This window comes from Arthrobacter sp. alpha11c (assembly GCF_054149985.1).
In genome coordinates this window covers 4,195,178-4,220,518 of sequence record NZ_CP196747.1, presented here as the reverse complement: position 1 = coordinate 4,220,518, position 25,341 = coordinate 4,195,178, and the positions used below count along the sequence as shown (strand labels likewise).

23 protein-coding genes and 1 riboswitch are annotated in these 25,341 nt (G+C 63.3%); of the genes, 12 read left to right on the top strand and 11 right to left on the bottom strand.

Annotated features, from left to right (window positions below; translation table 11 throughout):
• Positions 1-180: 180 nt before the first annotated feature.
• Genes uriH through ACTAQJ_RS19600 form a run of 3 tightly spaced genes read left to right on the top strand, consistent with a single transcriptional unit; the run spans position 181 to position 3,622 of the window.
• Positions 181-1,188, top strand: a complete 1,008-nt coding sequence (gene uriH / locus ACTAQJ_RS19610) for a uridine-preferring nucleoside hydrolase UriH (protein WP_498702226.1) — start codon at positions 181-183, stop codon at positions 1,186-1,188.
• A complete protein-coding gene (gene uriT, locus ACTAQJ_RS19605) occupies positions 1,188-2,654 on the top strand; it encodes a uridine transporter UriT (RefSeq protein ID WP_498698644.1) in 1,467 nt (488 codons plus the stop codon). Before uriH ends, uriT begins: the two co-directional genes overlap by 1 nt.
• The gene (locus ACTAQJ_RS19600) at positions 2,651-3,622 is read left to right on the top strand and encodes a ribokinase (protein ID WP_498698643.1); all 972 of its coding nucleotides are present in this window, start codon (positions 2,651-2,653) and stop codon (positions 3,620-3,622) included. The genes uriT and ACTAQJ_RS19600 overlap by 4 nt, the downstream gene beginning before the upstream one ends.
• Positions 3,623-3,704: 82 nt before the next feature.
• Here the strand turns inward: ACTAQJ_RS19600 and ACTAQJ_RS19595 are convergent, their stop codons facing one another.
• Complete coding sequence (locus ACTAQJ_RS19595; RefSeq protein WP_498698640.1) at positions 3,705-4,025, bottom strand: putative antibiotic biosynthesis monooxygenase; 321 nt, start codon at positions 4,023-4,025, stop codon at positions 3,705-3,707.
• A 99-nt stretch (positions 4,026-4,124) separates the two neighbouring features.
• Here ACTAQJ_RS19595 and ACTAQJ_RS19590 point away from each other — a divergent pair, with 99 nt between their 5' ends.
• The 3 genes from ACTAQJ_RS19590 to pabB all read left to right on the top strand — a co-directional run bounded on the left by ACTAQJ_RS19590 (position 4,125) and on the right by pabB (position 7,496).
• Complete coding sequence (locus ACTAQJ_RS19590) at positions 4,125-4,775, top strand: TetR/AcrR family transcriptional regulator (protein WP_498698637.1); 651 nt, start codon at positions 4,125-4,127, stop codon at positions 4,773-4,775.
• A 109-nt stretch (positions 4,776-4,884) separates the two neighbouring features.
• Complete coding sequence (locus ACTAQJ_RS19585) at positions 4,885-5,466, top strand: low molecular weight protein-tyrosine-phosphatase (RefSeq protein ID WP_498698634.1); 582 nt, start codon at positions 4,885-4,887, stop codon at positions 5,464-5,466.
• Entirely contained in the window at positions 5,463-7,496 is a 2,034-nt protein-coding gene (gene pabB, locus ACTAQJ_RS19580; protein ID WP_498698630.1) for an aminodeoxychorismate synthase component I, read from the top strand. The genes ACTAQJ_RS19585 and pabB overlap by 4 nt, the downstream gene beginning before the upstream one ends.
• Positions 7,497-7,501: 5 nt before the next feature.
• Here pabB and cls read toward each other — a convergent pair whose 3' ends face one another.
• A complete protein-coding gene (cls, locus tag ACTAQJ_RS19575) occupies positions 7,502-8,974 on the bottom strand; it encodes a cardiolipin synthase (RefSeq protein WP_498698629.1) in 1,473 nt (490 codons plus the stop codon).
• A gap of 83 nt (positions 8,975-9,057) precedes the next feature.
• Here cls and ACTAQJ_RS19570 point away from each other — a divergent pair, with 83 nt between their 5' ends.
• Both ACTAQJ_RS19570 and ACTAQJ_RS19565 read left to right on the top strand, forming a co-directional pair.
• The gene (locus tag ACTAQJ_RS19570) at positions 9,058-9,999 is read left to right on the top strand and encodes an aminodeoxychorismate lyase (RefSeq protein WP_431116865.1); all 942 of its coding nucleotides are present in this window, start codon (positions 9,058-9,060) and stop codon (positions 9,997-9,999) included.
• A gap of 251 nt (positions 10,000-10,250) precedes the next feature.
• A complete protein-coding gene (locus ACTAQJ_RS19565) occupies positions 10,251-11,705 on the top strand; it encodes an amino acid permease (protein ID WP_498698628.1) in 1,455 nt (484 codons plus the stop codon).
• A gap of 117 nt (positions 11,706-11,822) precedes the next feature.
• Here ACTAQJ_RS19565 and ACTAQJ_RS19560 read toward each other — a convergent pair whose 3' ends face one another.
• From ACTAQJ_RS19560 to ACTAQJ_RS19545, 4 genes are all read right to left on the bottom strand, one after another.
• Positions 11,823-12,311 (bottom strand): carboxymuconolactone decarboxylase family protein, encoded by a 489-nt coding sequence (locus ACTAQJ_RS19560; RefSeq protein WP_431116867.1) that lies wholly within the window; start codon positions 12,309-12,311, stop codon positions 11,823-11,825.
• A 166-nt stretch (positions 12,312-12,477) separates the two neighbouring features.
• Entirely contained in the window at positions 12,478-13,530 is a 1,053-nt protein-coding gene (locus ACTAQJ_RS19555; protein WP_498698626.1) for a PLP-dependent cysteine synthase family protein, read from the bottom strand.
• On the bottom strand, positions 13,527-15,176 hold the full coding sequence (locus ACTAQJ_RS19550) for an aromatic amino acid ammonia-lyase (RefSeq protein WP_498698625.1): 1,650 nt from the start codon (positions 15,174-15,176) through the stop codon (positions 13,527-13,529). Before ACTAQJ_RS19550 ends, ACTAQJ_RS19555 begins: the two co-directional genes overlap by 4 nt.
• Before the next feature lie 2 nt (positions 15,177-15,178).
• On the bottom strand, positions 15,179-16,507 hold the full coding sequence (locus tag ACTAQJ_RS19545) for an NtaA/DmoA family FMN-dependent monooxygenase (RefSeq protein ID WP_498698623.1): 1,329 nt from the start codon (positions 16,505-16,507) through the stop codon (positions 15,179-15,181).
• Between the two features lie 166 nt (positions 16,508-16,673).
• A riboswitch (SAM riboswitch) is annotated at positions 16,674-16,785 on the top strand.
• A 14-nt stretch (positions 16,786-16,799) separates the two neighbouring features.
• On the opposite strand from ACTAQJ_RS19545, the gene ACTAQJ_RS19540 reads away from it, so the two are divergent.
• The 4 genes from ACTAQJ_RS19540 to ACTAQJ_RS19525 are packed head-to-tail and all read left to right on the top strand — an operon-like array spanning position 16,800 to position 19,289.
• Positions 16,800-17,066 carry a DUF1737 domain-containing protein gene (locus ACTAQJ_RS19540; protein WP_216926788.1) on the top strand — a complete coding sequence of 89 codons (267 nt, stop codon included), beginning with the start codon at positions 16,800-16,802 and terminating at the stop codon, positions 17,064-17,066.
• A complete protein-coding gene (locus ACTAQJ_RS19535) occupies positions 17,063-17,473 on the top strand; it encodes a rhodanese-like domain-containing protein (RefSeq protein WP_431116872.1) in 411 nt (136 codons plus the stop codon). Before ACTAQJ_RS19540 ends, ACTAQJ_RS19535 begins: the two co-directional genes overlap by 4 nt.
• Positions 17,474-18,682: an O-succinylhomoserine sulfhydrylase gene (locus ACTAQJ_RS19530; RefSeq protein ID WP_431116873.1), complete on the top strand. Its 1,209-nt coding sequence runs from the start codon at positions 17,474-17,476 to the stop codon at positions 18,680-18,682.
• 10 nt (positions 18,683-18,692) lie between these two features.
• The gene (locus ACTAQJ_RS19525; protein WP_498698621.1) at positions 18,693-19,289 is read left to right on the top strand and encodes a hypothetical protein; all 597 of its coding nucleotides are present in this window, start codon (positions 18,693-18,695) and stop codon (positions 19,287-19,289) included.
• On the opposite strand, the gene ACTAQJ_RS19520 is transcribed toward ACTAQJ_RS19525, so the two are convergent.
• From ACTAQJ_RS19520 to ACTAQJ_RS19500, 5 genes are all read right to left on the bottom strand, one after another.
• A complete protein-coding gene (locus ACTAQJ_RS19520; RefSeq protein ID WP_498702225.1) occupies positions 19,286-20,500 on the bottom strand; it encodes a glutamate--cysteine ligase 2 in 1,215 nt (404 codons plus the stop codon). The genes ACTAQJ_RS19525 and ACTAQJ_RS19520 overlap by 4 nt on opposite strands.
• A 126-nt stretch (positions 20,501-20,626) precedes the next feature.
• Complete coding sequence (locus tag ACTAQJ_RS19515; protein ID WP_431116875.1) at positions 20,627-22,150, bottom strand: UDP-N-acetylglucosamine 1-carboxyvinyltransferase; 1,524 nt, start codon at positions 22,148-22,150, stop codon at positions 20,627-20,629.
• A 116-nt stretch (positions 22,151-22,266) separates the two neighbouring features.
• Complete coding sequence (locus tag ACTAQJ_RS19510; protein ID WP_431116876.1) at positions 22,267-23,061, bottom strand: energy-coupling factor transporter transmembrane component T family protein; 795 nt, start codon at positions 23,059-23,061, stop codon at positions 22,267-22,269.
• Positions 23,058-24,671, bottom strand: a complete 1,614-nt coding sequence (locus ACTAQJ_RS19505) for an ABC transporter ATP-binding protein (RefSeq protein WP_498698616.1) — start codon at positions 24,669-24,671, stop codon at positions 23,058-23,060. Before ACTAQJ_RS19505 ends, ACTAQJ_RS19510 begins: the two co-directional genes overlap by 4 nt.
• Entirely contained in the window at positions 24,671-25,291 is a 621-nt protein-coding gene (locus tag ACTAQJ_RS19500; RefSeq protein ID WP_431116878.1) for an ECF transporter S component, read from the bottom strand. Before ACTAQJ_RS19500 ends, ACTAQJ_RS19505 begins: the two co-directional genes overlap by 1 nt.
• Between the last annotated feature and the right edge of the window lie 50 nt (positions 25,292-25,341).

The window sequence follows — 25,341 nt, the reverse complement described above, 5'->3', positions numbered from 1 at the left end:
GTAGCGTTGCTGCAGCGCGAACAAGTGGCTCAAGGCATTAAGCGCTTAACTCTCGTCACGTTAAGCGTTTGACGTAACCCCTGAAGCAGTGCCAGAATTCCCATGAATGCTTACCGCCCTGCTTCGGGCAAGAACCTGGCAGGCCCCAATGACGTGGAGACAAACGTGGACCCCAATCCCATGACATCACGCAAGAAGATCATTCTTGACTGCGACCCCGGCCATGACGACGCAGTGGCATTGCTGCTGGCCCACGGCAACCCGGACATCGAGCTGCTCGCAGTGACAACGGTGGTGGGCAACCAGACCCTCGAAAAAGTCACGCGCAACGCCCTCTCGGTAGCCACCATCGCTGGCATCACCGGCGTTCCGTTCGCCGCAGGTTGTGACCGCCCCCTGGTTCGAACCATCGAGACGGCCCCCAGCATCCACGGCGAATCCGGCATGGATGGTCCGGAACAGCCCGAGCCCACCATCGAACTGGACCCGCGCCACGCCGTCGACCTCATCGTTGAAACCGTCATGGCACATGAGCCGGGCACCATCACCCTGGTGCCTACCGCGGGCCTGACGAACATCGCCATGGCTGCCCGCAAGGAGCCGCGCATCGTGGAGCGCGTGAAGGAAGTTGTCCTCATGGGCGGCGGCTACCACGTGGGCAACTGGAGCGCAGTGGCGGAGTTCAACATCATCATCGATCCCGAGGCCGCGCACATTGTGTTCAACGAAAAGTGGCCCGTGGTGATGGTCGGCCTGGACCTCACGCACCAGGCACTGGCCACAGATGAGGTGGTGGACCGCATCGCAAAAATCGGAACCAAGCCGGCCAAGTTCGTCATGGAACTCATGGACTTCTTCCAGAAGACCTACAAGGATGCCCAGGGCTTCGATTTCCCGCCGGTCCACGATCCCTGCGCAGTTGCCTACGTCATCGACCCCACCGTGATGACCACACGCAAGGTGCCGGTGGACATCGAACTGCAGGGCAAGCTCACCCTCGGCATGACGGTGGCGGACTTCCGCGCGCCCGCCCCGGAGGACTGCCATACGTCCGTGGCCGTGGATCTGGACCACAAGAAGTTCTGGGATCTTGTCACCGATGCGATCGAACGGATCGGTGAACCAACCCTCGACGGCGGGGCTGACGCCACCGCCGCGGTTAACGTCGCAGCCGGAGAGGCAAAGTAATGTCCATCCTCGTACCAGAAACCAAGTCCACCCGGGGTAACGTCACCGCGCTTATGGTCGCCCTTCTGGCAGCCTGTGTTGCCTTCCAGCTCAACGCCTCCATGCTCAGCCCCGCCTTGGTCACCATGGGCAATGAGCTCCAGACGGACCAAGCCACCATCGGCCTGTCCCAGACCTGGTTCTTCACCGCCGCAGCACTGTTCTCCCTCTTCCTCCCCCGGCTCAGCGACATCGTGGGCCGAAAGAAGATCCTTGTGGGCATGATGCTCCTGATGGCTGTCGGTTCGGTCATCGCGGCACTCGCACCGGATGTCACGTGGCTCTTCGTAGGCCGCATCATCCAGGGCGTCAGCGGTCCCACTGTCCCCCTCTGCCTCATCATGCTCCGCTCTGCAGTGAGCAACCCGCGCAAATACGGCACCCTCATGGGCCTCATCACCGCAGTGAACGGTGGCGTGGCTGGTGTCGACTCGTTCGTGGGCGGCTACTTCGCCGAGAACTTCGGATTCCGCAGCATTTTCTGGCTCATGGTTGCCCTGGCCCTTGTGGCAACGGTCCTTATCGCCGTCCTGGCAGGAGAGAGCAAACCTGCTGCCGGAACCACCATGGACTGGCTGGGCGTGTTCTTCATCGTGATCGCGGTAGGCGCCCTCCTGACAGCCTTGAACGAAGGCTCCAAACTGGCCACGGCCTTCAATGCGGGGACGTTAACGTTGGCCATTGGCCTGATCCTGGTTGCCGGCGTCGCGTTCTTCGCTTTCTGGACTGTTGAAAAGCGCGCCAAGCAGCCCATGGTGGAAACCGTGCACCTGCGGCAGCGTTCCACATGGGCGCCGCTCTTGACCACCACACTGACCATGACCGGTATCTTCGCGGTCATCAATGGGATCGTCCCGGCGTTCGTTCAGGCGGCCGAACCCGGCTTCGGCGTGGGCCCCACCGAGATGTCGCTCATGATCCTTACGCCCTACGCACTGCTGGGTTGGCTCTTCGGCCCGATCAGCGGCAGGCTCGCCCCGGTCCTCGGCTACACGAAGGTCCTTCGTATCGGACTGCTGGGCAGCCTCGTGGCCTTGGCGATCATCGCGTTCTTCGGCCTGAACAACCTGCCGATGATGATCGTGGGCACAGCCTTGCTGGGCATCATGTACGCCGGTACCGTCAACATCATGCTGAACGGACTGGGCGTGGTCCTCTCGCCCCAAGGCAACCCGGGCTTCCTCCCCGGAATGAATGCGGGCGCCTTCAACCTCGGCGCCGGCCTGAGCTTCCTGGTCCTGCCCGCGGTCCTCGTTGCGACGTCCACACTGGGTGACGCAAAGGCGTCGTACCTCACTGTTGTGGTGGCGGGTCTCGCCATCACCCTTGCCGCCTTCGCCGCCTCACTGTTGATCCCGAAACCTCTGGATGCAGAAGTCGCAGAGGTCGCAGAGGCAGAGGCGGCGAATGTGGAGGCAAGCAAATGAGCACAGAAGCCGGGGCACCCACGGCGGGGATCGTCGTCGTCGGCTCCCTGAACGCCGATCTGACGATCTACTGCGACCGCCTTCCCAAGCCCGGCGAGACGGTCCACGGAAATGGTTTCGCGGTCAACCCCGGCGGCAAGAGCGCCAATCAGGCGGTGGCGGCCAGCAAGCTCGGCGCCCAGGTCAGCCTGGTGGGCGCAGTGGGCGATGACGCCAACGGAAGCATGCTCCTGGACTCGACCGCCAACGCCGGAGTGGACGTCACCCGCGTCCGACGCTCGGACGCCGCGACGGGCGTCGCGGTCATCTCGGTGGATGCCAGCGGCGAGAACAGCATCATCATCTCGGCCGGGGCAAACGGGACTCTAACCCCGGCAGACGTGCGCGCGGCAGCGGACGCCATCAACAATGCTGCGGTGGTCTGCCTCTGCCTTGAAGTCGCGATCGATACTGTGATCGCCGCTGCACAAGCAGGGCACGACGCCGGCGCTACCGTCATAATGAACCTCTCGCCTTACGCGGAGGTACCGGAGATTCTGGCCGACTTGACCGACGTGCTGCTGGTCAATGCGCACGAGGCCTCCCTGTTCCTGGGCGGGGAAGCCGACGTTCCTGACGCCGACGCGGAGGCCGAAGCATGGGAGCCGGTACGGAGCCAGTTTGCCGACAGGGGTTTGCAGCGCGTGCTGGTAACGCTGGGCGCCCACGGGTCTGTTGTGCTGGATTCGTTGGCCCGCGGGAGCCAGGACCAGATCACGCGTATCGCCCCGACCCGCGTTTCGGCCGTAGACACCACCGGTGCCGGTGACGCATTCACGGGAGCTATCGCTGCACGCCTTGCTGCAGGCGATTCCCTCGCGGACGCGGCCTCCTTCGCCTCGGTAGCCGCAGCGTTGGCCGCCACGAAGAAGGGCACCCAGGCCGCCTACCCCAGCATCGCGGACGTCCAGCGCCTGCGGGGCGTTTAGTCCCAGCGCTCCCACCCAACTGACTGGCAGTTGTGGTTGTTCCCAGCGCTGAGAACAACCACAAATGCCAGTCAGTTGGTTTTTAAGCGGACCTACGGGCGGCGCGCTCAGCGGCCTTGCGGCTCAGTACACCGTGGCCGGCAAACAGCTTGGGGACCACAAAATAGACTGCTGCCGGAACCACAAGCGCAGTCAGCACAAGTGCCCGCAGAACCGGGTGCCACGGCTCCATGATCGGCCCCAGCAAGAGCATGCCGATGGAGACAAGGGGGAAGATCGCGATCCATGTGATGAGGGCCCGCATGTGCACGGACGGTGCCTTCGGGGCTTGCGAGGGTCCATGTGCACGGACGGGGGCAGCGGCCTCACCGGGGTCGATTTCGGTAGTAGCTTGAGCGTTCATGGCATTCTCCAACCAGATAGTTGCAATTGGCTTTGTCTCACAATAACCACACTCGCCAACAATTACAACTACTTAGTTGGAAAATGGTAATCTGTACTTATGGCATGGGACACAGAGCGCACCAAGTCACTGCTTCTCGAGGCGGCGACGTCCGAGTTTTGCACGCGGGGACTTGCTGGGGCCCGGATTGATCGCATCGCCGCAGAGGCGGGCGTCAACAAAGAACGCATCTATCAGTACTTCGGCAACAAGAACGGCCTTTTTGACGCGGTCATCGTAGCCGCTCTCAGCTCCCTCATGGATGAAGTGCCCATCCACGGTGAGGGCCCAGAGGCCATGGCGAACTATGCGGGCCGCCTGTTCGATCATCATCAAGAGGACGCCACCGCGCCACGCCTCCTCTTCTGGGAAGGCCTGGAACGCGGCACCGAAGTTGTGGGCCTGCCCAAGCGAATGGCGAACTGTGCATCCAAGGTCAACAGCACCATTGCAGCCCTTCCCGGAATCTCAAAGGAAGACGCCGGTGATCTCCTCATCACCATCGTGAGTCTTTGCGATACCGCGCCCGTGCTGCCTGCACTCGATGGCCTCATGGCCGGGAACGACCCCGGCCGCCTCGAGAGGCGACGCGCCGCCGTCGTACGCACCGTCTACTTGGCTGCCTCCGCGCTGGCTGCCGAAGCAGCGTCTGCCGGGTCGGCGACCGGGCCAGCGGCCCCGGAAACGGCGCCTGCTCCAGCGGTCCAGTAGCCACCTTCACCGCCCGCCCCTACACCCTGTGACAGCTTTGACAGGAAAAGTGACTCCGTTGTGAAGTGGCCCCTAGCCAAGAAGGGGTGCCATCAACCATGCTTGCTGCATGTACTCAACGACGAGCCCATACCGCATCATCACGGTCTGCACTGGAAACATCTGCCGCTCGCCCATGGCAGCGCTCATGCTTACCGAAGCCTTCGAAGCGGAAGGGCTCGGCAAGTTGGTAGTGGTCGACTCAGCGGGCACCACCGGGTACGAGGTGGGGCACCCGATCGATCCCCGGGCGGCCCGCAAACTGACCGCCCACCACATCGCTTCGGAGGACCACGTCGCACGCCAGTGGAGGCGCGAGTGGTTCGCTGAGCGGGACCTCATCCTGGCACTGGACGTCGATCATTTCGGCTGGCTTCAGGAGGGCGCTCCGGATCGCGAATCGCTGGCCAAAGTCCTAATGCTGCGCAGCTTCGATCCCATGATGGTTGGACGCAGTTCACTGGATTTGGGCATCGAGGATCCTTGGTACGGCGGCCACACCGACTTCGACAACACCTGGACCCTTATCAAAGCCGCTATTCCAGGCATTGTGCGCTACGTGAGCGATGCACTTGCGCAAGACTCCGGGAGTAGCGCCAGCGACGTCCGAAACGGAGCCACCGAGCACCAGCAGGTAACCTCTATGTCATGACCCCTGCACCCGTGATCATCGCCGTCGACGGGCGGTCCGGCGCGGGCAAGACCACGCTGGCCGTCGAGTTGGCGGCCCGCCTTCGGGAGCACCACAAGGTTTCCCTTTTCCATCTGGAAGACATCTATCCCGGATGGAACGGCCTTGCCACAGGCATCGAAAGGTACGTCGCAACGGTGTTGACGCCTTTGAGCCAAGGCGAGGCAGCAGAGTGGGTCAGCTGGGATTGGGAACGGCACTACGACGGCGCGCTGCACGTAACGCTGCCAGCCGAAATCGTGATCGTGGAGGGCGTCGGCGCCGCAGCAGACGCCGCGCGTCCCATGCTGGACGCCATCGTCTGGGTCGAATCCCCCGGCGACGACCGCCGTCGTCGGGCTTTGGCCCGTGACGGAGACACCTACGAACCTTATTGGGACAGCTGGGCGGCCCAGGAGGATGTTTGGCTGGAAGCCGACGCTGTCATCGGCGCAGCAGACATCCGTGTGCAGAACCTCGCGGATGGCAACGCCCCGGATGATGTCCTGCAGGCCATGCGGTACCTGCCGTCGTTGTCAGCGATCCTCTCGCCGGAACTCAGCGCGCGCCGAGGCTTGCAGCTCCGGTCTGAAAAGATCAGCGCCGCTCCTGATGCCGAGGCCCTCTTTCAGGACCTCTACGGCTCCTCGACCAATGCTGTCTGGTTGGATTCCTCCAACGCGTCCGCGGTTTCAGGGACGTCCCAGGCTGCTGCCCGCAGCCGCTTCAGTATCCTGGCGGACGACGGCGGCACGTTCGGCCAGTCCGTCCAACACCGCGCGGGAACCACCCAAGTAACCGCCGGAACAGCCACTGTTGAAACCTCCGGCCCCTTCTTCCGCTGGCTCGATTCCGTATGGGGACGCCGGGCCGTGCGGGCACCCCGGGGCTACGATGGCCAGTTCACGCTCGGCTGGTTGGGCTATCTGGGCTACGAGCTCAAACGGGAAACCGGGGGCAACGACGTCCAAGCCGGTACCCCCGACGCCGCCCTGCTCTTCGCTGGGCGGGCCGTGGTGCTGGATCATCGCGAGCACACTGTGTGGCTGCTCGCCTTGGACGCACCCGACGCCGATGAGTGGTTGCGCGAGGCTCGCACCGCCGTCGGAACTGCTTCAGCCGCTCAGGCTTCCGCCGTCGAGCCTGTTTCCGAGGCGGCTCCGGAATTCACTTGCCGTGACAGTGCAACGGACTATAAGCGCAAAATCGCCGACGCCCAGCATGAAATCAGCGAAGGCAACTCGTACGAGGTCTGCCTGACCACCATGCTTGAAGCCCCTGCCGGCGGGCTGGACCCGTGGCAGAGCTATCGGGCGCTGCGACGCCGCAATCCAGCACCGTTTGCCAGTTACCTTCGGTTCGGCGAGCTGGTTGTCGCGAGCACTTCTCCTGAGCGTTTCCTGCGGATTCTCTCCGACGGCGGCATGCGGGCCGAGCCGATCAAGGGGACGCGTGGGCGTTCCGCCGATCCCACTGAGGACGCGGAGCTGCGCCGCGACCTGGAGACCTCGCTGAAGGACCGCGCGGAAAACATCATGATCGTGGACTTGTTGCGCAATGATCTGAGCCATTTCGCCATTCCCGGCTCGGTGACGGTCAGCCGGCTGTGCGCGATCGAAAGCTACGCCACGGTGCATCAGATGGTCAGCACCGTTGACGCGCACCTTCGCCCTGGCGCTCCGCGTGCAGAGGCACTGGCTGCGGCCTTCCCGGCTGGGTCCATGACCGGGGCGCCGAAGATCAGCACCATGGACATTCTTGACCAGCTTGAGGCGGGTCCCCGCGGTATCTATTCGGGAGCAATCGGCTACTTCTCGCTGAATGCGGCCACGGACCTCGCCGTCGTGATCCGTACCCTTGTGGTAAATCCCGACGACGACGGCGGGCGCACGCTCAGCCTGGGTATCGGAGGGGCAATCACCGCCGATTCCGTGGCCGACGACGAGTACGAAGAGATCCGGACCAAGGCTTTTGGCGTGTTGTCGACGCTCGGGGCTGACTTCCCCGGCTGAGCACCCTATTGGAGCGTCGCGGTCAATCTCGCGACGTTATCCACATACTTGGCCAACGGGGGTCTGTCCATCCAGTCATCCAACGTAAGCTCACGGGATACCTCGCGATACGTGGACTCCACGGCCCGCATGAGGTTCACGGTTTCGGCGCCCAGGAGCATCACCGAGACCTCCATGTTCAGGGAGAAGGAGCGCATGTCCATATTGCTGGAACCAAGAACCGCAACCTCGTCGTCGATGGTGAAGTGCTTGGCGTGGAGTACATACGGCGCGCGGTACAGGTAGATGCGGACGCCTGCTCCAAGGAGCGCTTCGTAATACGAGCGTTGGGCGTGGTGGACGAGGAATTGATCACCCTTTTCGGAGACGAAGAGTTCCACATCAACGCCTCGCTGGGCCGCCGTGGTGATGGCATAGAGCAGGGAGTCATCAGGCACGAAGTAGGGGCTGCAAATGGAGATCCTGTGCTGCGCCGAGTAGATCAGCGTATTGAACAAGCGCAGGTTGTTCTCCGTGGCGAACCCCGGACCGCTTGGGACCACCTGGGCGGTGACGTGCCCCGGGGAGGGTTGGGAGGGCAGGCGAAGCTGGCTTTCGAGTGACTCGTCGGTTTCGCTGAGCCAGTCCGTGGCGAAAACTACGTTCAAGGTGGCTACGATGGGGCCCTCGAGCCGGGCCATGAGCTCAACCCATTGACGACCCGCACGGCGATGCTTGGGGTTGTTGTAGGACGGCTCGATCAGGTTCTGCGAGCCCGTGAACGCCAGTGTCCCGTCGATGACCAGGATCTTGCGGTGGTTCCTGAGATCCGGGCGGCGCCATTGGCCGTGGATAGGCAGCAGCGGCAACATTCGCTTCCACTGGATCTGGCCTGCCTTGAGCCGGCGGACCAGGCGACGGTAGCCCTTGATGCGCAGCGTTCCAATGTGGTCGAAGAGCAACCTGACGGTGACTCCGCGCTCGGCAGCCTTCTCGAGTTCGGTGAGTAACTCGTCCGTCACGGAGTCGCTGCTCATGATGTAAAACTCCGCGTTGACATACTCTGTGGCGCCCCGCACGGCCTCGGCCATGGCTTTGATGGACTCCTTGTAACCAGGAATGAGCTCCACCTTGTTGCCGTCGACCATGGGCAGCGAACCAAGGCGGTGGTTCAGCTCACCCGCTGATTTCACCCACTCCGGACCGGAATAGGTGCTCACGGGATCGGACAGGTCAGAGGTGACGGCGCGAACGCGATGATTAACTTGTTCCTGCTGTTCACGCCGCCGCTTGGACAAGCGGAAATTGCCAAAAAGCAGGAAGAGCACGAACCCAATGGTCGGGACGAGGAAAACAGCCAGGAGCCAGGCCATGGCTGTTGTGGGGCGACGGTTGCCGGGGATGATCCCCAGCAGCACGATGCGCATGATGACTTCCGCAATGGCCCAAGCACCTAGAAGCCAGGTCCACTCCAAGCCAATCGGAAAAGGAAAAAGCACTCCATAACCCCCACGGTCCAAGAACTAACGGTGACCACAGCCTATCGGCCCGCCCCTTTGGAGGGCCGCACTAAGCTGGGAACATGACTTCTCCTGCCCCCACGGTCCTCGTTTTCCTGGACCCGGCCTTCGAAAACGGCCGCATTGCCGATTCCAGCCAGCCCCAGCTCATGGCCACTGACCTCGGCGCTACCCGTGGCGACGGCGTGTTCGAGTCCCTTCTGGCCGTCCAGGGCAGGGCGCGCAAAGTGCAGGCACACCTGAACCGGTTAGGCACTTCCGCAGCGGCTTTGGACTTGGCGATCCCGGAGCAGGACGTCTGGCGAAGGGCGATTGACACGGCGATCACCGAGTTCCGGGCCTCCTACCCGGCGCCGACGCCGGAAGAGGACGAAGTCGTCGTCAAGCTGATCGTGACCCGTGGCATTGAAGGTGCGGCGAGCCCCACATGCTGGGTACAGGCTTCGCCTTCACCCGCGGGAAGCCGCCGGCAGCGCGAGACGGGTATCGACGTCGTACTTCTGGACCGCGGCTTTGATACTGAGGCCGGCGAGCGCGCGCCGTGGCTGCTGTTGGGAGCCAAGACGCTGTCCTATGCCGTGAACATGGCCGCGCTGCGCTACGCGCACAAGCAGGGTGCCGATGACGCCATCTTCACCTCAACAGATGGCCGTGTTCTTGAGGGGCCAACGTCCACTGTGTTGCTCGCCCATCTGGAAACAGTAGACGACGGCGACGGTTCCGTCAGGACCGTTCGACGGCTCATCACGCCGCAGCACGATAGCGGGATCCTTCCGGGCACATCGCAGGGCGCGCTGTTCGCCGCCGCGAAGGCTGCAGGGTGGGAGCTGGGCTATGGGCCGCTGGTGCCGCAGGACCTGTTCGACGCAGACGCCGTTTGGCTCATTTCGAGCATCCGTTTGATCGCGCCGGTGAACCACATTAACGGCCACGAGATCGGTACTCCCGCTGTCCGGAAGCAGCTCACGGAGGAACTGAACGAGTTGTTTGCCGGAATCGAGTAATTCCGGCCGGCCAGACTGGGGCCTACTCTGCTCCGCTTGGAACTTAGCAGATGACAAGTAGAGTAATTGCTCGCATGACTCATTGATAAGGAACTCTTGGCCTCAGCATTGAGCTTCACAGGGGTTCAATCGCGTTCCTTATCCTCCTTGAAATGGGTGTCCGTCATGTGATGAATCTTGTTCTCGTGTTAGTTGGATCACGTCCTCCCGACACCATTTCAGACTTTGCTGGCTAACTTCCCGGAGGGAATATGGGACACAGCTCCCCCACAACAGCCGAGGCATCGGCACCCGAGGCGCAGTCGGAGACTGGCGCCTCACAGACAGGACTTCGCCGGTCCATGGAGGCCCGGCACCTGGTGATGATTGCCATGGGCGGCGTCATCGGCTCAGGCCTGTTCGTCAGCTCGGGTTACACCATTGCCACCGCGGGCCCCTTGGGCGCCGTTCTCGCGTTCCTCATCGGAGCCGTGGTGGTCTACCTGGTGATGGCATGCCTCGGGGAACTCGCCGTTGCGTTCCCCGTTTCAGGTGCCTTCCACATCTACGCCGCCCGAACCATCGGACCCGCCACCGGCTTCGCCACAGCCTGGCTCTACTGGCTTTGCTGGGCGGTGGCGCTGGGTTCGGAATTCACTGCTGCCGGCCTGCTCATGCAACGCTGGTTCCCGGGCGTCGACGTCTGGATCTGGTGCTTCATATTCGCCAGCGTCCTGTTCACACTGAATGCCATCTCATCGCGCGTCTTCGGTGAATCAGAGTTCTGGTTCGCGCTCATCAAGGTTGCCGCCGTCGTCGGCCTGATTATCCTGGGCGGCGCCGCTTTGATGGGCTTCCACCCGCTCGCCGCAGGCGAATACCCGTCGCTCACCAGCAACTTCAGCACACCCGAGGGGCTGTTCCCCAACGGCTTCACGGGCGTCTTCGTCACCTGCCTGGCAGTGTTCTACGCCTTCTCAGGCTCCGAACTGATCGGTGTGGCCGCCGGCGAAACATCCAATCCCGGCGCCAACATCCCCAAGGCCATGCGGACCACGGTCATCCGTCTCATGATCTTCTTTGTCGGCGCGATTACCGTCATCGCGGCGACCATCCCCTACGAGAAGGTCAGCGTGGACGAAAGCCCGTTCGTCACCGTCTTCTCCATGCTCGGCATTCCGTTCGCTGCAGACATCATGAACTTCGTGATCATCACTGCCCTGTTGTCTGCTGGAAACTGCGGACTCTACTCCTGCGCCCGCATGCTCTTCTCGCTGGCCGATGAAGGACACGCACCCAAGGCATTCAGGAAGCTGACCAAGCGTGGGATCCCGATGATTGCCCTGTGCGTCAGCATGCTCGGCGGCCTGGCGTCCCTGATCAGCAGCATTGTTGCGCCGGCAACCGTGTACCTGGTGCTTGTCTCGATTGCCGGCTTTGCGACCGTGGGCGTGTGGATGTCCATTGTGGCCTCGCACTTCGTGTACAGGCGCACGTTTATCAAGAACGGCGGCGATCTCAGCACGCTCCCGTACAAGGCGCCACTCTTCCCCTTGGTTCCGATCCTGGCGTTCGCCCTGTGCGTTGTGTCCTTGATCGGCATCGCGTTCGACCCCAACCAGGTGGCGGCACTGCTCTTCGGCGTCCCGTTTGTGGGGGCATGCTACGCGTTCTTCTACTTCAAGTACGGACGACGCCGGTCGCTCAAGAAGGCCGTCGGCGCCTAGCCGCCGTAGCTTCCTGACCTTCTTTGCCTGCAGATCAGCCCCTCGGCAACCTTTTCGGGTTGCCCAGGGGCTGATGCTGTTTGAAAGTAGGTCAGGTCCCCACAGGGCCCGCTGAATTCAGGACTTGGGCTTGACCACACGCACAGGGTGCTCGCTCAGAATCGACAGCCGGTTGAAGGCGTTGATCCCAATGGCTGCCATGCAGAGGACACTGATTTGCTCGTCGTTGTAGTGTTCACGGGCCCGCTCGAAGAGTTCGGGGCTCGGCCGTGACGTGCTCATCCGGGTAATCTGCTCAGTGATTTCCATGGCCACCCGCTCAGCCGGCTCAAACAGCGTCACTTCCTTATAGACAGCTACCAAGGACAGACGCTGTTCCGTTTCGCCGTACCCCAAGGCCCGGCGATGGTGCAGGTCCAGGCAGAATGCGCAGCCGTTGATCTGCGACGCAAGGTAGTTGAGAAGTTCGATGGTCCGGCGTGGGACACCTGTGCGGTCGGCTTCCCCAATCACCTGCTGGGCATAGTGGCTCAGCGTTGCGTAGAGCTCGGGCTGTTGCTTATCCAGATAGCCGGCGAGACGTGCTTTTGTTTCCTGTTCAGGCATGCTTGGAGCCTAGCGCAACAGGCACGGGGTGCTGACTGCACAGAGACATGCTCCCGCTGGGCTGCCCCACCGTCCCGCAGCGGGGGGAAGCGGGAGAAGAACCGTCAGAAAGCCGTTGGATGTGAGAGAAGATCCGCCCGAAAGCCGGTGGATGTGAGAGAGGGTGCTATTCGGTGGCGTCGCGGGCCAGGTGGATTCCGTTCTCTGCCAGCCACACCGGGTTGAAGGCCTTGCTCAGGTAGTTGGTTCCGGCGTCGGGCGCTATGGCCACTACTACTGAGCCGTGGGGTGCGGCCCGGGCTACCCGCAGGGCAGCGGCCACAGCGAGTCCGGATGATGGACCCAGCGCAAGCCCTTCTTCGTCGAGGAGCCGGTGCACGGTGGAGTAGACCTCGTCGTTGGGGATGCGCAGGAAGCGGTCAACAATGGAGCGGTCAAAGGCCTTGGGCCATTCAGCCTGGGGCCAGGAGTTACCCACACCGTCCACCAGGATCTCGCCGGGGTGTCCACCACTGTAGGCGGAGCCGTAGGGGTCGGCGCCCACAACTTCAAGGTGCCCACCGGGCCGCGATGCTGCAACCTTCTCCTTCAGGAACCTGCCATTGCCGCTGATGGTCCCGCCGGTTCCGATTCCAGCCACGAAATGCGTCACCAGTCCGTTGGTCTGCTCCCAGATCTCCGGCCCGGTGGTTTGGTAGTGCGCGGCCGGGTTGGCAGGGTTGTCGAATTGCATGGGCCGCCAAGCACCAGGCGTCTCGGCCGTGATTCGCGCTGCCACAGCGCGGGCGTTCTCCGGCGATTCGGAGGGCGCGCTCCAGTCCGTCAGGACCACGCGCGCACCGTAGCTGTGGAGCGCGGCGAGTTTCTCCTGGGAGATGGTGTCGCCGGTAACCACCACCACGGGATGCCCCGTCAGCCGCCCGATGAGCGCCAGCCCGATCCCGGTATTGCCGGAAGTGCTCTCCACAATGGTTGCGCCTGGCTGTAGCTCTCCTGATTGCTCGGCCGCCCGGACCATGCTCAGCGCAGTACGGTCCTTGATGGATCCGCCGGGGTTCTCGGACTCAAGCTTGATGTGGATGGTGCTGCGCAATCCACGGCCCAAGGCCTCCAATTTCACCAGCGGAGTGTTGCCCACTTTGTCCAGGACGCTGGCATCCAGGCCGTCCGGCAGCCCTGCCGCCGGGTGTGCGCCTTGTTTGCGGATTGCGGTACTCACGTGGTCCCCTCCCCTTCAGCCGTAGCCGGCAATTCCTGCGCCACCACATCACGCAACTCACGTCGCGCACGCTCCACAAGGTCCGGAGCCGACGGCCGGTCTGCCAGCACATCAGCCAGCCGGCCCGCGACGGCGCCAGTCCCCTTCCCGAGCGGCTGCGCGGCGCCCGCTTCAAGCAGCAGATACGACGCCGTCAGCGCCTCAATCGCAAGCAATTTCTCCAAGGCCTCCAACGACCTTTCGAGTTGCTGCAACGCCAGCGGCGCCAAGGTGGAGTGGTCCTCGACGTCGGCCGAGAGGGTGGGTGCCCCGAGCGTCGCCGGCGCTGCCAGGAACTTCAGTTCGGACAGCAGTCCCGCTGCTGAGTACCAGAGCAGCCCGGGCAACTCCTCCTGCACAAGGCCTGCGGCCGGTCCTGATTCAGAAACCGCATTCGACGACGAGGCCTCCAGGTGCCTGGCGGCAGCCTCCAGATGCCTGGCGGCAGCCTCCAGATGTCTGGCCCGGATCACCCGTTGTGGCGGATACAGCTTGGCGATGCGCCGCTCGCTGGAAATCCCCACGTGGGCCAGGGCAAGCCGCAGGCCCTCAAAGGAAAGAGCCAACTGCATCGGTTGGAAGTTCCCGCCGGACACCATGTGCCCGGTTTCGACATCAACCAAGGGGTTGTCGCCACGTCCGTTCAGCTCCACCGTCAACGCAGCGCCGAGCTGTGAAACCAAGGAGCGAAAAGCCCCATGAGTCTGGGGCGCAGAACGGAATGACAAAGCGTCCTGCACCGAGGCTTCGGGACGAACGTCCTCCAACCACCCGCCGCGCAAAAGGTAACGTACCGCGGCCGCCGAATCCTTCTGCCCGTCCACCGCCTTGCCCGCTTGGATAGCCGGCGAAAACGGACTGAGGTTTCCGCCGCCGTCGTACCTTGCAATGGCCTCAAGCGAGAGGGAAAGCGCGACGTCGGCTAGTTCCGTCAGCTGTTGCAGGCGCGCGAAGGCGAGGGTGCCGGCCCCTACCGAGTAGGCGTTGGCGCTGACCAGGGCCAGGGCCTCACCGGGCGCGAGCCGCAGCGGCTGGAGACCGGCGTCGGCGAGCGCTTTCGCCCCGGGTACCAGGGTGCCGTCCGCATCGATCGCTTCACCTTCACCGATGGCGACGGCGGCGACGGCGGCGAGCTGGGTGAGGTCCGACGAGCCGACTGAGCCTTCGCGGGGGATGGCGGGAAGAACTCCACGGTTGAGTAGTTCCGCATAGAACTGGGCGGTCTCCGGGCGCACACCGGAGCCGCCGCGGCTGAATCCGATGAGCCGGGCGAGGATCACGGCGCGAGCGGAGGGCCGGTCCAGATGGTCGCCCACACCACTGTTGTGGTATCTGACTACTTGGATTTGATAGGCAAGAACCGACCTCTCCTCCACAGCCGTATCCCGTCCGGATCCGAGGAGTGTGTTGAGGCCGTAGATTTTCTGCCCTGAGGTCGACGCGCGCTCCAGTACTTCGCGTGAGCGGCCGATTAAAGACAACGCATCGTGGTTGAGTTTCACGTGAAACGCCGGATCCAGCGCAGCCTGCGCCACGCTTTCAGGGTCCACCGGCGATGTGCCGATCAGCAGGGTTCTGGACTCGGAGGAAATGTGCTCGGAGGCCATCGTCAGAAGTCCAGAAGATTCTGGCGGAAGCCGCCATCGCCGTAACTCTTCCTCAACAGGCCGCGGCGGCGCAGTTCGGGAGTGAGCTTGTCCAGCACGCCGTGCACGGTGACGGGGTCCACGAAGCCAGAGAAGAGGAAGCCGTCGCCACCCACGGCCTCCCCGGTCTCCTCAAGGTAGTCCGCGATTTCGTCAACCGTGCCGATGATTGAATCACCGGCACCACCGCTGCGTGCCTGAAGGATCTGGCGCAGGGTAGACCCCGGAGGGGCTGCCTTGGCGAAGTGCTCCAACGTGCCTTGGTTGCTGTTGGTGCTCAATTCAGGCAACGGCGCATCGAGGTCGAACTGCTTGAAGTCGATCACGGACAGGTAGGAGATCGAGTTGAGTTGGCTGTCGATATCACGCTGGGTAAGCTCCCGGCGCTGTGCACGCAGCTCCTCGGCCTCGGCTGATGAACCAACTACGGTGGGCTTCAGCACGAAAAGGACCTTGAGGTCGTCGGGGTTCCTGCCCGCCTTGGCAGCCTCGGCACGGATGGAATCCCGGTAGGCCTTCATGCCGTCAACGCCACGCGCCAAGGCGATCGCCACATCTGCATGCCCGCCCGCGAACGCTTTGCCCCGAGGAGAAGCACCGGCCTGCACCAGTACGGGCTCCTCCGGCAGGGGTGCAGTGTTCAGCGGACCGCGGACCTTGAAGAAGTCACCCTGGTGGTTAATGGGGTGCACTTTGGTGTGGTCGGCGAACACGCCGGCCTCAACGTCCTCAAGCACAGCGCCGGGTTCCCAGCTGCGCCAAAGCTGCCGGACGACGTCGACGAATTCCTCCGCCTTCTCATACCGAAGGTCGTGTTCAATCTGCTGGTCCAACCCGTAATTCTGTGCCGCCAGGTCACTGCCGGAGGTGACAACGTTCCAGCCGAGCTGGCCCTCGGAGAAATGCTGCAGCGTGGCCAGGAGTCGTGCGGCTGTGAAGGGCGGATAGAACGATGCGCTGACCGTCGGCACAATCCCAAGGTGCTTGGTGGCGGACAGAAGGTACGGGACCAGGGCCAAAGGGTCATGCTTGGGCGCAAAGGAGGCGTGTGCCAGCGAAACCTCGGCAGTGCCGCCATAAGTATCAGGAACAGTAAGGGAGTCCTCGATGATGAAAAGGTCAAGGCCGGATTGCTCAAACGCGCGGACGGCGTCTTGATACAGGGCAGGTTTCTTCCAGTCGAAACCCAGGCTGTAGCCGGGAGTTCCCCACCCCTGGACACCAAAACCGTGCCCCACGAACCATCCAAAATGCAGCATGGGCTTGAGTGTAGAGCTGCCTTGTCCGTTCACCGCGACCTGATTTCTTGCGAAGTTACAGGGGGTCGTACTGCGTCAATTATGCTCCCGGGACGTCACATTTGGGCTGCTACCCCAGCGCCGGCCGGTTACGCAACATGACGAGCGCGTAACCGCTTGCAAGTGCGGGCCGCCGCCGCGGGATGTTACGTTTTTCTTGAGTAATGAGCACCAGCGCCAAGCCCTGACTTGCTGGTCGGCAACCCTCTCTCCGGCGGGGTGCCTCAGGTGACTACTCGGCGTATCGACACTTCGAACTGCAAGCGTGACTGAGGAGCACCAGCCAATGCCTGAACCCACTGAAGAAAAACTCTCCTACCGCCTGATTACAGGTCCGGATACCCGTGAATTCTGCGAGCGGATCACCACCGCCCTCGCCGACGGCTACGTGCTCCACGGCAGCCCGGCAGCCACGTTCAATGGCACGGATGTCATCGTGGCCCAGGCAGTCGTCCTGCCTGCTGCCATCGCCAACGCAGACGCCGCCGTCGCGAATGCTGTTGACCAGTTGGAGAACGACGACGACGAAGAAGCATTCGAGGGACACGCATGAGTTACGCAGGTGACCTGACCCCGCAGGACGCGTGGGCCAAGCTGGAAGAAGGCGCCATCCTGGTAGATGTCCGCACCGAGGCCGAGTGGGCCCACATCGGCATTCCGGACACCAAGGCCACCGAGAACGATCCCCTGTTCATTCAGTGGAACCTCGCCGGTGGCATTCCCAATTCCCGCTTCCTTGAGGACCTGCAGCAGCAGGCACCCGAAGGTGACGGCGTGGAACTCGTTTTCATCTGCCGCTCAGGCCAGCGCTCCATCTCGGCCGCCATCGCCGCGACGCAGGCCGGGTTCACCGCCTACAACGTGCTCGAGGGCTTCGAAGGTGACCCGGACCGCTACGGCGAACGCACCATCAACGGCTGGAAGAACCGCGGCCTGCCAACCAACCTGGGGAACGACTAAGTGACTTTCAATCCCGATGCCGCCAGCTGGAGCCCTGACACCCAGGCAGTTCGCGGTGGCCTTGACCGTACCAACTTCCAGGAGACGTCCGAACCCGTCTTCCTGAACTCCGGCTTCGTCTACGAATCCGCTGCCGCCGCCGAACGCGCCTTCACCGGCGAGGACGAACGCTTCGTTTACTCCCGCTATGGCAACCCGTCCGTAGCCACGTTCCAGGAGCGGTTGCGGTTGCTCGAAGGAACCGAAGCGTGCTTTGCGACGGCGTCCGGCATGTCCGCGGTGTTCACCGCCTTGGGTGCCCTCCTGGCTGCCGGTGATCGCGTGGTTGCCGCCCGGTCCCTGTTCGGCTCGTGCTTCGTGATCCTCAACGAGATCCTGCCGCGCTGGGGCGTAGAGACCGTGTTTGTCGACGGTCCCGACCTCGACCAGTGGCGTGCTGCCCTCTCCGAACCGACCACCGCCGTGTTTTTCGAGTCGCCCTCCAACCCCATGCAGGAAATCGTGGACATCGCCGCCGTCAGCGAGCTGGCGCATGCTGCGGGAGCGACCGTCGTCGTCGACAACGTCTTTGCCACTCCCCTGCTGCAGCGTTGCGGTGACTTGGGCGCGGACGTGATCGTGTACTCCGGCACCAAACACATCGATGGCCAGGGACGTGTCCTTGGCGGGGCGATCATGGGCACCAAGGAATTCATCGATGGCCCGGTCAAGCAGCTGATGCGGCACACCGGACCGTCGCTCTCCGCGTTCAATGCCTGGGTGTTGACCAAAGGCCTGGAGACCATTGGCTTGCGCGTGAACCACAGTTCAGCCTCCGCTTTGAAGATCGCGGAATGGCTTGAGCAGCAACCGGCCATCAGCTGGGTCAAGTACCCCTTGCTGAAATCGCACCCACAGTACGAGCTCGCAGCCAAGCAAATGAAGGCCGGCGGCACCGTGCTGACGTTCGAGTTGCTGCCCTCTTCGGGGCGTTCGGCCAAGGACGCCGCGTTCGCGTTGCTGGACGGCCTGCGCGTCATCGATATCTCCAACAACCTGGGCGACTCCAAGTCCCTCATCACCCATCCGGCCACCACCACCCACCGGGCCATGGGGCCCGAAGGTCGCGCGGCGATCGGGCTGAGCGACGGCGTGGTCCGTTTGTCCGTGGGCTTGGAAGATGTAGACGATCTCATCCTGGATCTGGAGAAGGCCCTCAAACAGGTCTAGCCTTGCTGCCATGAGCGGGAATCATCCCTATCGCCGTGCCGGAACGGTCATCGTTGCCGGCACGGCGGTGTGGTTTGCAGGGATCTCGCCGGTGTCGCGTGTCTATATCACTCCCGACGCCGCCGAACGTCTTCGTATGCTCAAGGCCGGCCAGCGTGGCTGGGTGATTGGGCAGCACCTCGCTGCTGCTGGAACCGTCGCGGTGCCGGTGGGATTCGCCGCCTTTGCCCGCAGTGTTCCGGGCGGTCGGGCGAAGCGATGGGCTACTGTCGCCGCGGCCGCTTTGCTCGCAGGAGCCCCGCTCTTTGTTTCCAGTTTGTCCCGCCGGGCCTCGGACCTGGAACGCTTTGCCTATGGCCGGGGTTCCAATGCGCCATTCCTTGCCTACTCCGGGCTCCACGTTCTTGCCTTGGCGGCGCTGGGCGGAAGTCTCCTGGCATCGCCCGCCAAACGATGGATCGGGGTCACGGCCGCAGCCAGCGCGCCCATCTACGGCGCCATCCTTGTGGCCAAGAAGGACATCCCGCCGCTCGTGTTCTACCTCGTTGAAGGCTTAGCGGGGGCGTACCTGATGACGTGGGAAGAGACTGACTCTGCAGAAGCCTAGGGCCTGCGGACCCTGGTCAGGATGGGCGCCGGATCCTTGTGCGAGTCTGCGGTAGCGCCACGAATCGTCGCCTTCACCGCATGCCCAACCACCGCCCCCAAGGCCTCATTGCTGGGCGGACTCCCCGGCGGATTTTGTGCTTCACCTTGCCGATTGTTGAAACGCTCCGCTGCCTCGCGTTGCTCCCGGGCTCCGTTCCCGCGCTCAAGAATGTCCGCGATTCCGGCCTTCACGAGCTCCAGTTCACCTTGGTCGTCCAGGACAGGACTCAGGTAATCCACCAAAGCCCAGACCACGTCCGCTGCCGGTTGGGGACGGAAGTCGCCAAAGTCCAGGAGGTCTCCGCGAAGTCCCGAATTGCTCGCTTGCCAACTCGCCATCCGGAGCAGGGCCGTCGGCACCGAGGCGGGTTCGACGCCGTCGAGCATTTCCAGGGAAGCGGTCTCAACCAATGCCCTCACAAGCACCGCAATCAATGCCGCGTCTTCCGAGCGGAGGCACACGTCAGCCACCCTGACTTCCACGGTGGGATGGTTACGGGAGATGCGGGCGTCGAAGTAGATCATGCCCTCGTCAAGGAGCACTCCCGTTTCCAGGAGGCGCTGAACCATGCGCCGATAGGCAGTCAGCGAGCCAAACACGGCAGAAGGCCCGGACGTCGGCCACCGGTTCCACGCCTGGATCCGGTAGCTTTCGAAACCCGTGGGCAACCCACGCCAGTATGGGGAATTGGCGCTGATGGCCGTCAAAACAGCAAGTTTGTCGCGGATGTGATCGAGGACCACGACGCCCTCTTCGGGTGACTCCACGGCGGTGTGTACATGGAAACCGCAGGTCAGTTGCTCGTGGGCCGTCAACCCGAAGCGCTCAAGCATCACGGCGAAGCGGGGATCCGGGGTGGTGTGGGTGTTCTTGGCCAGGGGCGAGGTGGCAATCGCGGCTACCCGGGCGTTGTGTTTCCTGGCGGCGTCATTGGCCATCGCACGTCCACGCCGGATCTGCTGTAGGAGCTCGCCGTAGCTATGGCAGGGACGGGTCTGGGTTTCGATCTGTTCCAGCTTCAGTTCGTGGCTGAGCCCCATCCCGGTTTCAGGCGCCGCTTCCGGTCCTGCAAGCAGAGCATCCGCGAGCAGAGCGTCCGCGAGGGCCAAGGGCTCGCCCGTCACAGGATCGACGATGAGTAGCTCTTCCTCCACCCCGAAAGTCCGCATGGCACCATTCTGCTTCATGCGGCCGGAGAAATTCTGCTGGATCATCTCTCCATTGCCGACGTGGCGGCCCCTAAAACCAGGCTCCCCGCCCCGTGGCGAGCAGGATGATCCAGCAGAAACGCGTGCCTAGTCCTGGAAGTACTCCACCTTGGCGCCAATGGTGTTCAGACGTTCGGCCAGGTCCTCGTAGCCGCGTTCGATCACGTAGATGTTGCGAAGCTCCGAGGTTCCACGGGCAGCCAACATTGCCAGGAGCAGGCAAGCGGCCGGACGCAGGGCGGGCGGGCAGCCGATCTCCGCGGCCCGCCACTTGGTGGGTCCGTTGACGTAGATCCTGTGGGGGTCCAGGAGTTGCACTTGGGCGCCCAGCTTGTTGAGCTCCGTCAGGTAGATGGCGCGGTTCTCGTAAACCCAGTCGTGGATCATGGTCTGGCCCTCGGCGTTGCCCGCGATCACGGCGAAGAAGGGCAGGTTGTCGATGTTGAGCCCCGGGAACGGCATGGGGTGGATCTTGTCCTGTGGCGCGTGGAGCTCAGAGGGCTTGGTGGTGACATCCACCAAGCGCGTCCTGCCGTTGCGGGCCATGTATTCACCCGAGATTTCCAGCTTCTGGCCCATCTGTTCCAGGGTGGCCAGCTCGATTTCCATGAATTCGATGGGAACACGGCGGATGGTGACCTCGGAGTTCGTCACGATACCTGCGGTGATCAGGCTCATGGCTTCGATGGGATCCTCGGACGGGAAGTATTCGATGTCCACGTCTATGGCTGATCGGCCCGTGATCTTCAATGTCGTGGTCCCGACGCCCTCGATGGTCACACCCAAGCCCTGCAGGTAGAAGCAAAGATCCTGGACCATGTAGTTGGGGCTCGCGTTGCGGATCACTGTGGTGCCCTCGCGGTGCGCGGCAGCCATGATCGCGTTCTCGGTGACGGTGTCGCCACGTTCGGAGAGAACGAAGGAACGGTCGTGCCCATCGGCAGGGGGTGCCACCACGGAGTAGAAGCCGGACTTTGCCCCCACCGTGAGGCCGAACTGGCGCAATGCCTGCATGTGGGGCTCAACGGTGCGCGTGCCGAGGTCGCATCCACCGGCATAGGGAAGCAGGTACTCGGCGGTCTCGTCAAGGAGCGGGCCGAGCAGCATGATGACGCTGCGTGTGCGGCGAGCCGCCTCCACGTCCATCGATTCAAGGTCAAGGACTTCGGGCCTGCGGATACGGAGGTCGCTGCCGTTGAGCCAGGTGCATTCGACGCCGATGGACGTCAGCACCTCAACGATCCGGTTGACTTCCTCAATGCGGGCCAAGCGTCGCAGCGTGGTGGTGCCCCGGTTGATCAGGCTGGCACACAACAGGGCCACGCCGGCATTCTTGCTGCTGTTGACATCCACTTCTCCGGAGAGCGTATGGCCGCCTTCCACGCGGAGGTGCGTCATCTGCGGCTTGCCGACCTTGACGATGGAGCGGCCGAAGATGGCCTCCAACCGTTCGATCATTCGGAGGCTGAGATTCTGTTTGCCCTGTTCCATTCGGGCGATAGCGCTCTGGCTGGTTCCCAGCTCAGAAGCCAACTGCCCCTGCGTCCAGCCCTTTTCGCTTCGCGCGTTGCGGAGCAGGAGGCCTACATGTTCGGCGGTAGGTTGCGTCATACTCAAGAAATATCACAAATGAGTTAGAAGTGGACAACAAATCTCCGATTGAGCGGCAAACATCACACTCTACCCGTATCGTGCGATATCTGGTTCGAGAAGGTCCAACAGAAGCGCTAACGCCAGACGAAACTCCACGTTCCAGCGCCGACGGCCGTCAGTACCGCAGCGGCAGCGATGACGAGGCCGCCCAGGAGCACCCAGACGTCCAGGAGGGAGTAGGTGGATTCACGGGCCCACGTTCTCTGCCCGCCGCCGAAACCACGTGCCTCCATCGTGATGGCCAGCCGGGAGGCCCGCCGGACTGCCTGGACCAACAGTCCGAAGCTTTGTCCAAGTGTTGCCTTCAGCCGTTGCAGCGGGCTGCCCTGCGAACCCACTCCGCGGGCGCGCCTGGCCATGCCGATGGTCTGCCATTCCTCAGCCATTAACCCCACCAGGCGCATGGCGGCCAGCGAACCGAGGACAAAGCGGTGTGGCAGCTTCGCCTTCTGCGCCAGCGCGTCAGCAAGGTCGGTGGGGTCGGTGCAGGTCATCAGCAGGATTGCCGGCAGTGCTATCGCCAGGCCGCGCAGCGTGAATCCCAGTCCCAGCTGAAGGGAACCTTCGCTGATGGACCAGAGTCCGACGTCGAGCAGTACGGCCCCGCTGTCAGCCGCCACGATTGCGGTGCTCCAGCCACCAATCGCCGCAGCGATGATGAGCGGCCAGGCCCGCTGCCATAGAATCCCCAGCGTGAGGCCAGCCAACGGGAACAGGGCCAGCTCGGCGACGAGCGCCGTTGAAGCGGACACCCAGTCGATCGACAACGCCAGCACCAGCGAAATGAGAAAGACGGACACGAACTTCACCAGAGGATTGGCCCGCGTGAGGAGGGCGTGGTTGCCGCGCAGGTTCAGGGCGTCCCTCATGCGGCACCGGCTTCCTGGCGGGCTGCGTTGCTGTGCGGGTCCGGGACGTGCGGGTCCGGGACGCGCTGTGCCGCCGGATCCAGCCGCAGCTCTGTACCGCCAAGGACCGCACTGAATTCTTCGTCGTGCGTCACGGACACAACGGCCGTTCCGGCGTCCAGCAGTTCCGAGAGGAACGATGCCAACTCTGCCCAGGTGTTGGCGTCCTGGCCGAACGTGGGCTCGTCAAGCACCAGCACCTTAGGGTGGGCCGCCAGGACCGTGGCCACGGACAACCTGCGCTTCTCGCCACCGGACAATGTGTAAGGGTTCGCGTCCACCAAATGCGTGAGCCGCAAACGCTCCACCAATTCATCCACGCGTTCTTCACCGTGTCCCAGATGCTTTGGTCCGAACATCAGCTCGTCCAGGACCTTGCCCGTCACGAACTGGTGCTCCGGTTCCTGGAACACGGTGCCAATGCGCGAAATCAACTGATCCGCCTTCCACTTGAACGGGTCGATTCCAGCTCCTTCTGAAAGCTCGACGGCGGCACTCACTTTGCCGTCCACGGGCGCCAGAAGGCCGGCCAATGTGAGCGCAAAAGTAGATTTGCCGGCACCGTTCGGACCCGTGATGGTGAGTGCCTGGCCAGCCCGTACTTGTGCGCTGATACCCGATTGCACGGGGACGGGTGGGATGGTTTTGAAGCGGCGACGGCGCGACTTCTCACGGGAGACAGCCAGGTCCTGTGCAACGAGGAGGAGCTGCGCTGCGGATTCAGCGCCGCCCACTTCCTGGGTTGTGGTCCTGCGGGCGCGAGTAGCCGGAACGTACCCCGGCACCCACACTCCCGCTGCCATCAACATGGTGCGGGCCTCTGTGAGCACCTGATCCGGCGGGCCGTCCAGGAGCACTCCGCCGCCGGCCGAGGGTGGCTGGAGGACCACGATCCTGTCCACCAGGTCCTTCCAGACGGACACACGGTGTTCCACGACAACCAAAGTGGCACCGGTCTTTTCCAGGCACCGCTGCACGGCGTCGCGAACCTCAAGCACGCCCACCGGATCGAGGTTGGCCGTGGGTTCGTCAAGCAGGATCAGCCCCGGCCGCATCGCCAGGATGCCAGCCAACGCAAGGCGCTGCTTCTGCCCGCCGGAGAGTGCCGCCGTCGGGTGATCCAGTGCCAAACCGCCGCCTGCAGCCGTGCGCAACCCAACGTCGTCGAGCGCTTCATGGACGCGGGCCCAAACTTCATCCCGGGGAACGGCAAGGTTTTCGGCGCCAAACGCGACGTCGTCACCCACCCGTGAGAGCACCACCTGGGTTTCCGGATCCTGCTGCATCAGACCTGCACGGCCGCGTTGTTCGCGGGGAGCGAGGCCGTCGATCAACAGCGAGCCGGTCTCGTCCGAATCGTCTTCCTCGTCACCCAGCACACCGGCGAGGGCATGGAGCAGTGTCGACTTCCCTGCGCCCGATGGACCCAGCAAGAGCACACGCTCGCCGGGCTCGATCCGGAGATCGAGGTCCTGGATGGCGGGTGTGGAACGCCCGGCATGCCGCCATCCCCACCCTTGGGCGGTGATGGCGGCAGGCCGCACCTGGCCGCTGCCTTCTTTCGCAGGCATTAGTTGAAGACGGGCTCCGAAGCAGCCTTGCGCGACGCGAAGGAGCTGAGGACGCCGGTCTTGGCCAGCCCGCGGGTGGCAACCCAGGACAGCGCGCCGGCGATGATCGCACCGGAGAGCGTGGTGAAGGCGATGTAGGCCAGCTTGTCGATTGCTTCGTAGGCGATGTTCCAGCCCCAAGGCAGGAAGGAATCGTTGAGACCGCAGAAGAGGCCCGAGCCCGCACCTGCGAGGAGTGCAGCGGACAGGTCGAACTTCTTGTACCGGAACGCAGCGAAGACGAGTTCCGCGCCCAGCCCCTGGAGGATGCCGGAGATGAGGACGGTGGTGCCGTACTGGGAACCCATGATGAGTTCGCCGGTGGCGGCGACGGCTTCGCAGAACAGGGCTGCGCCCGGCTTGCGGATGATGAGCATGCCCAGGACGGCGGGGATCATCCAGCCACCGGCAATCAAACCGGTAAGCGGCGGATACGTGGCGTTCATGGGGATGGATACGATTGCGGCGCCCTGGGACCAGGCCCAGAAGATCACGCCGCCGGCGATGGCAATCAAAGCTGCCACCACGATGTCTACAACACGCCAGTTATAACTGGTTTTCTTCACGCTTGCCGTGGTCATTTTTCTGCCTCCTGAGGTACAGGAGGGGAAAGTGCTCCCCGGAAACCCCC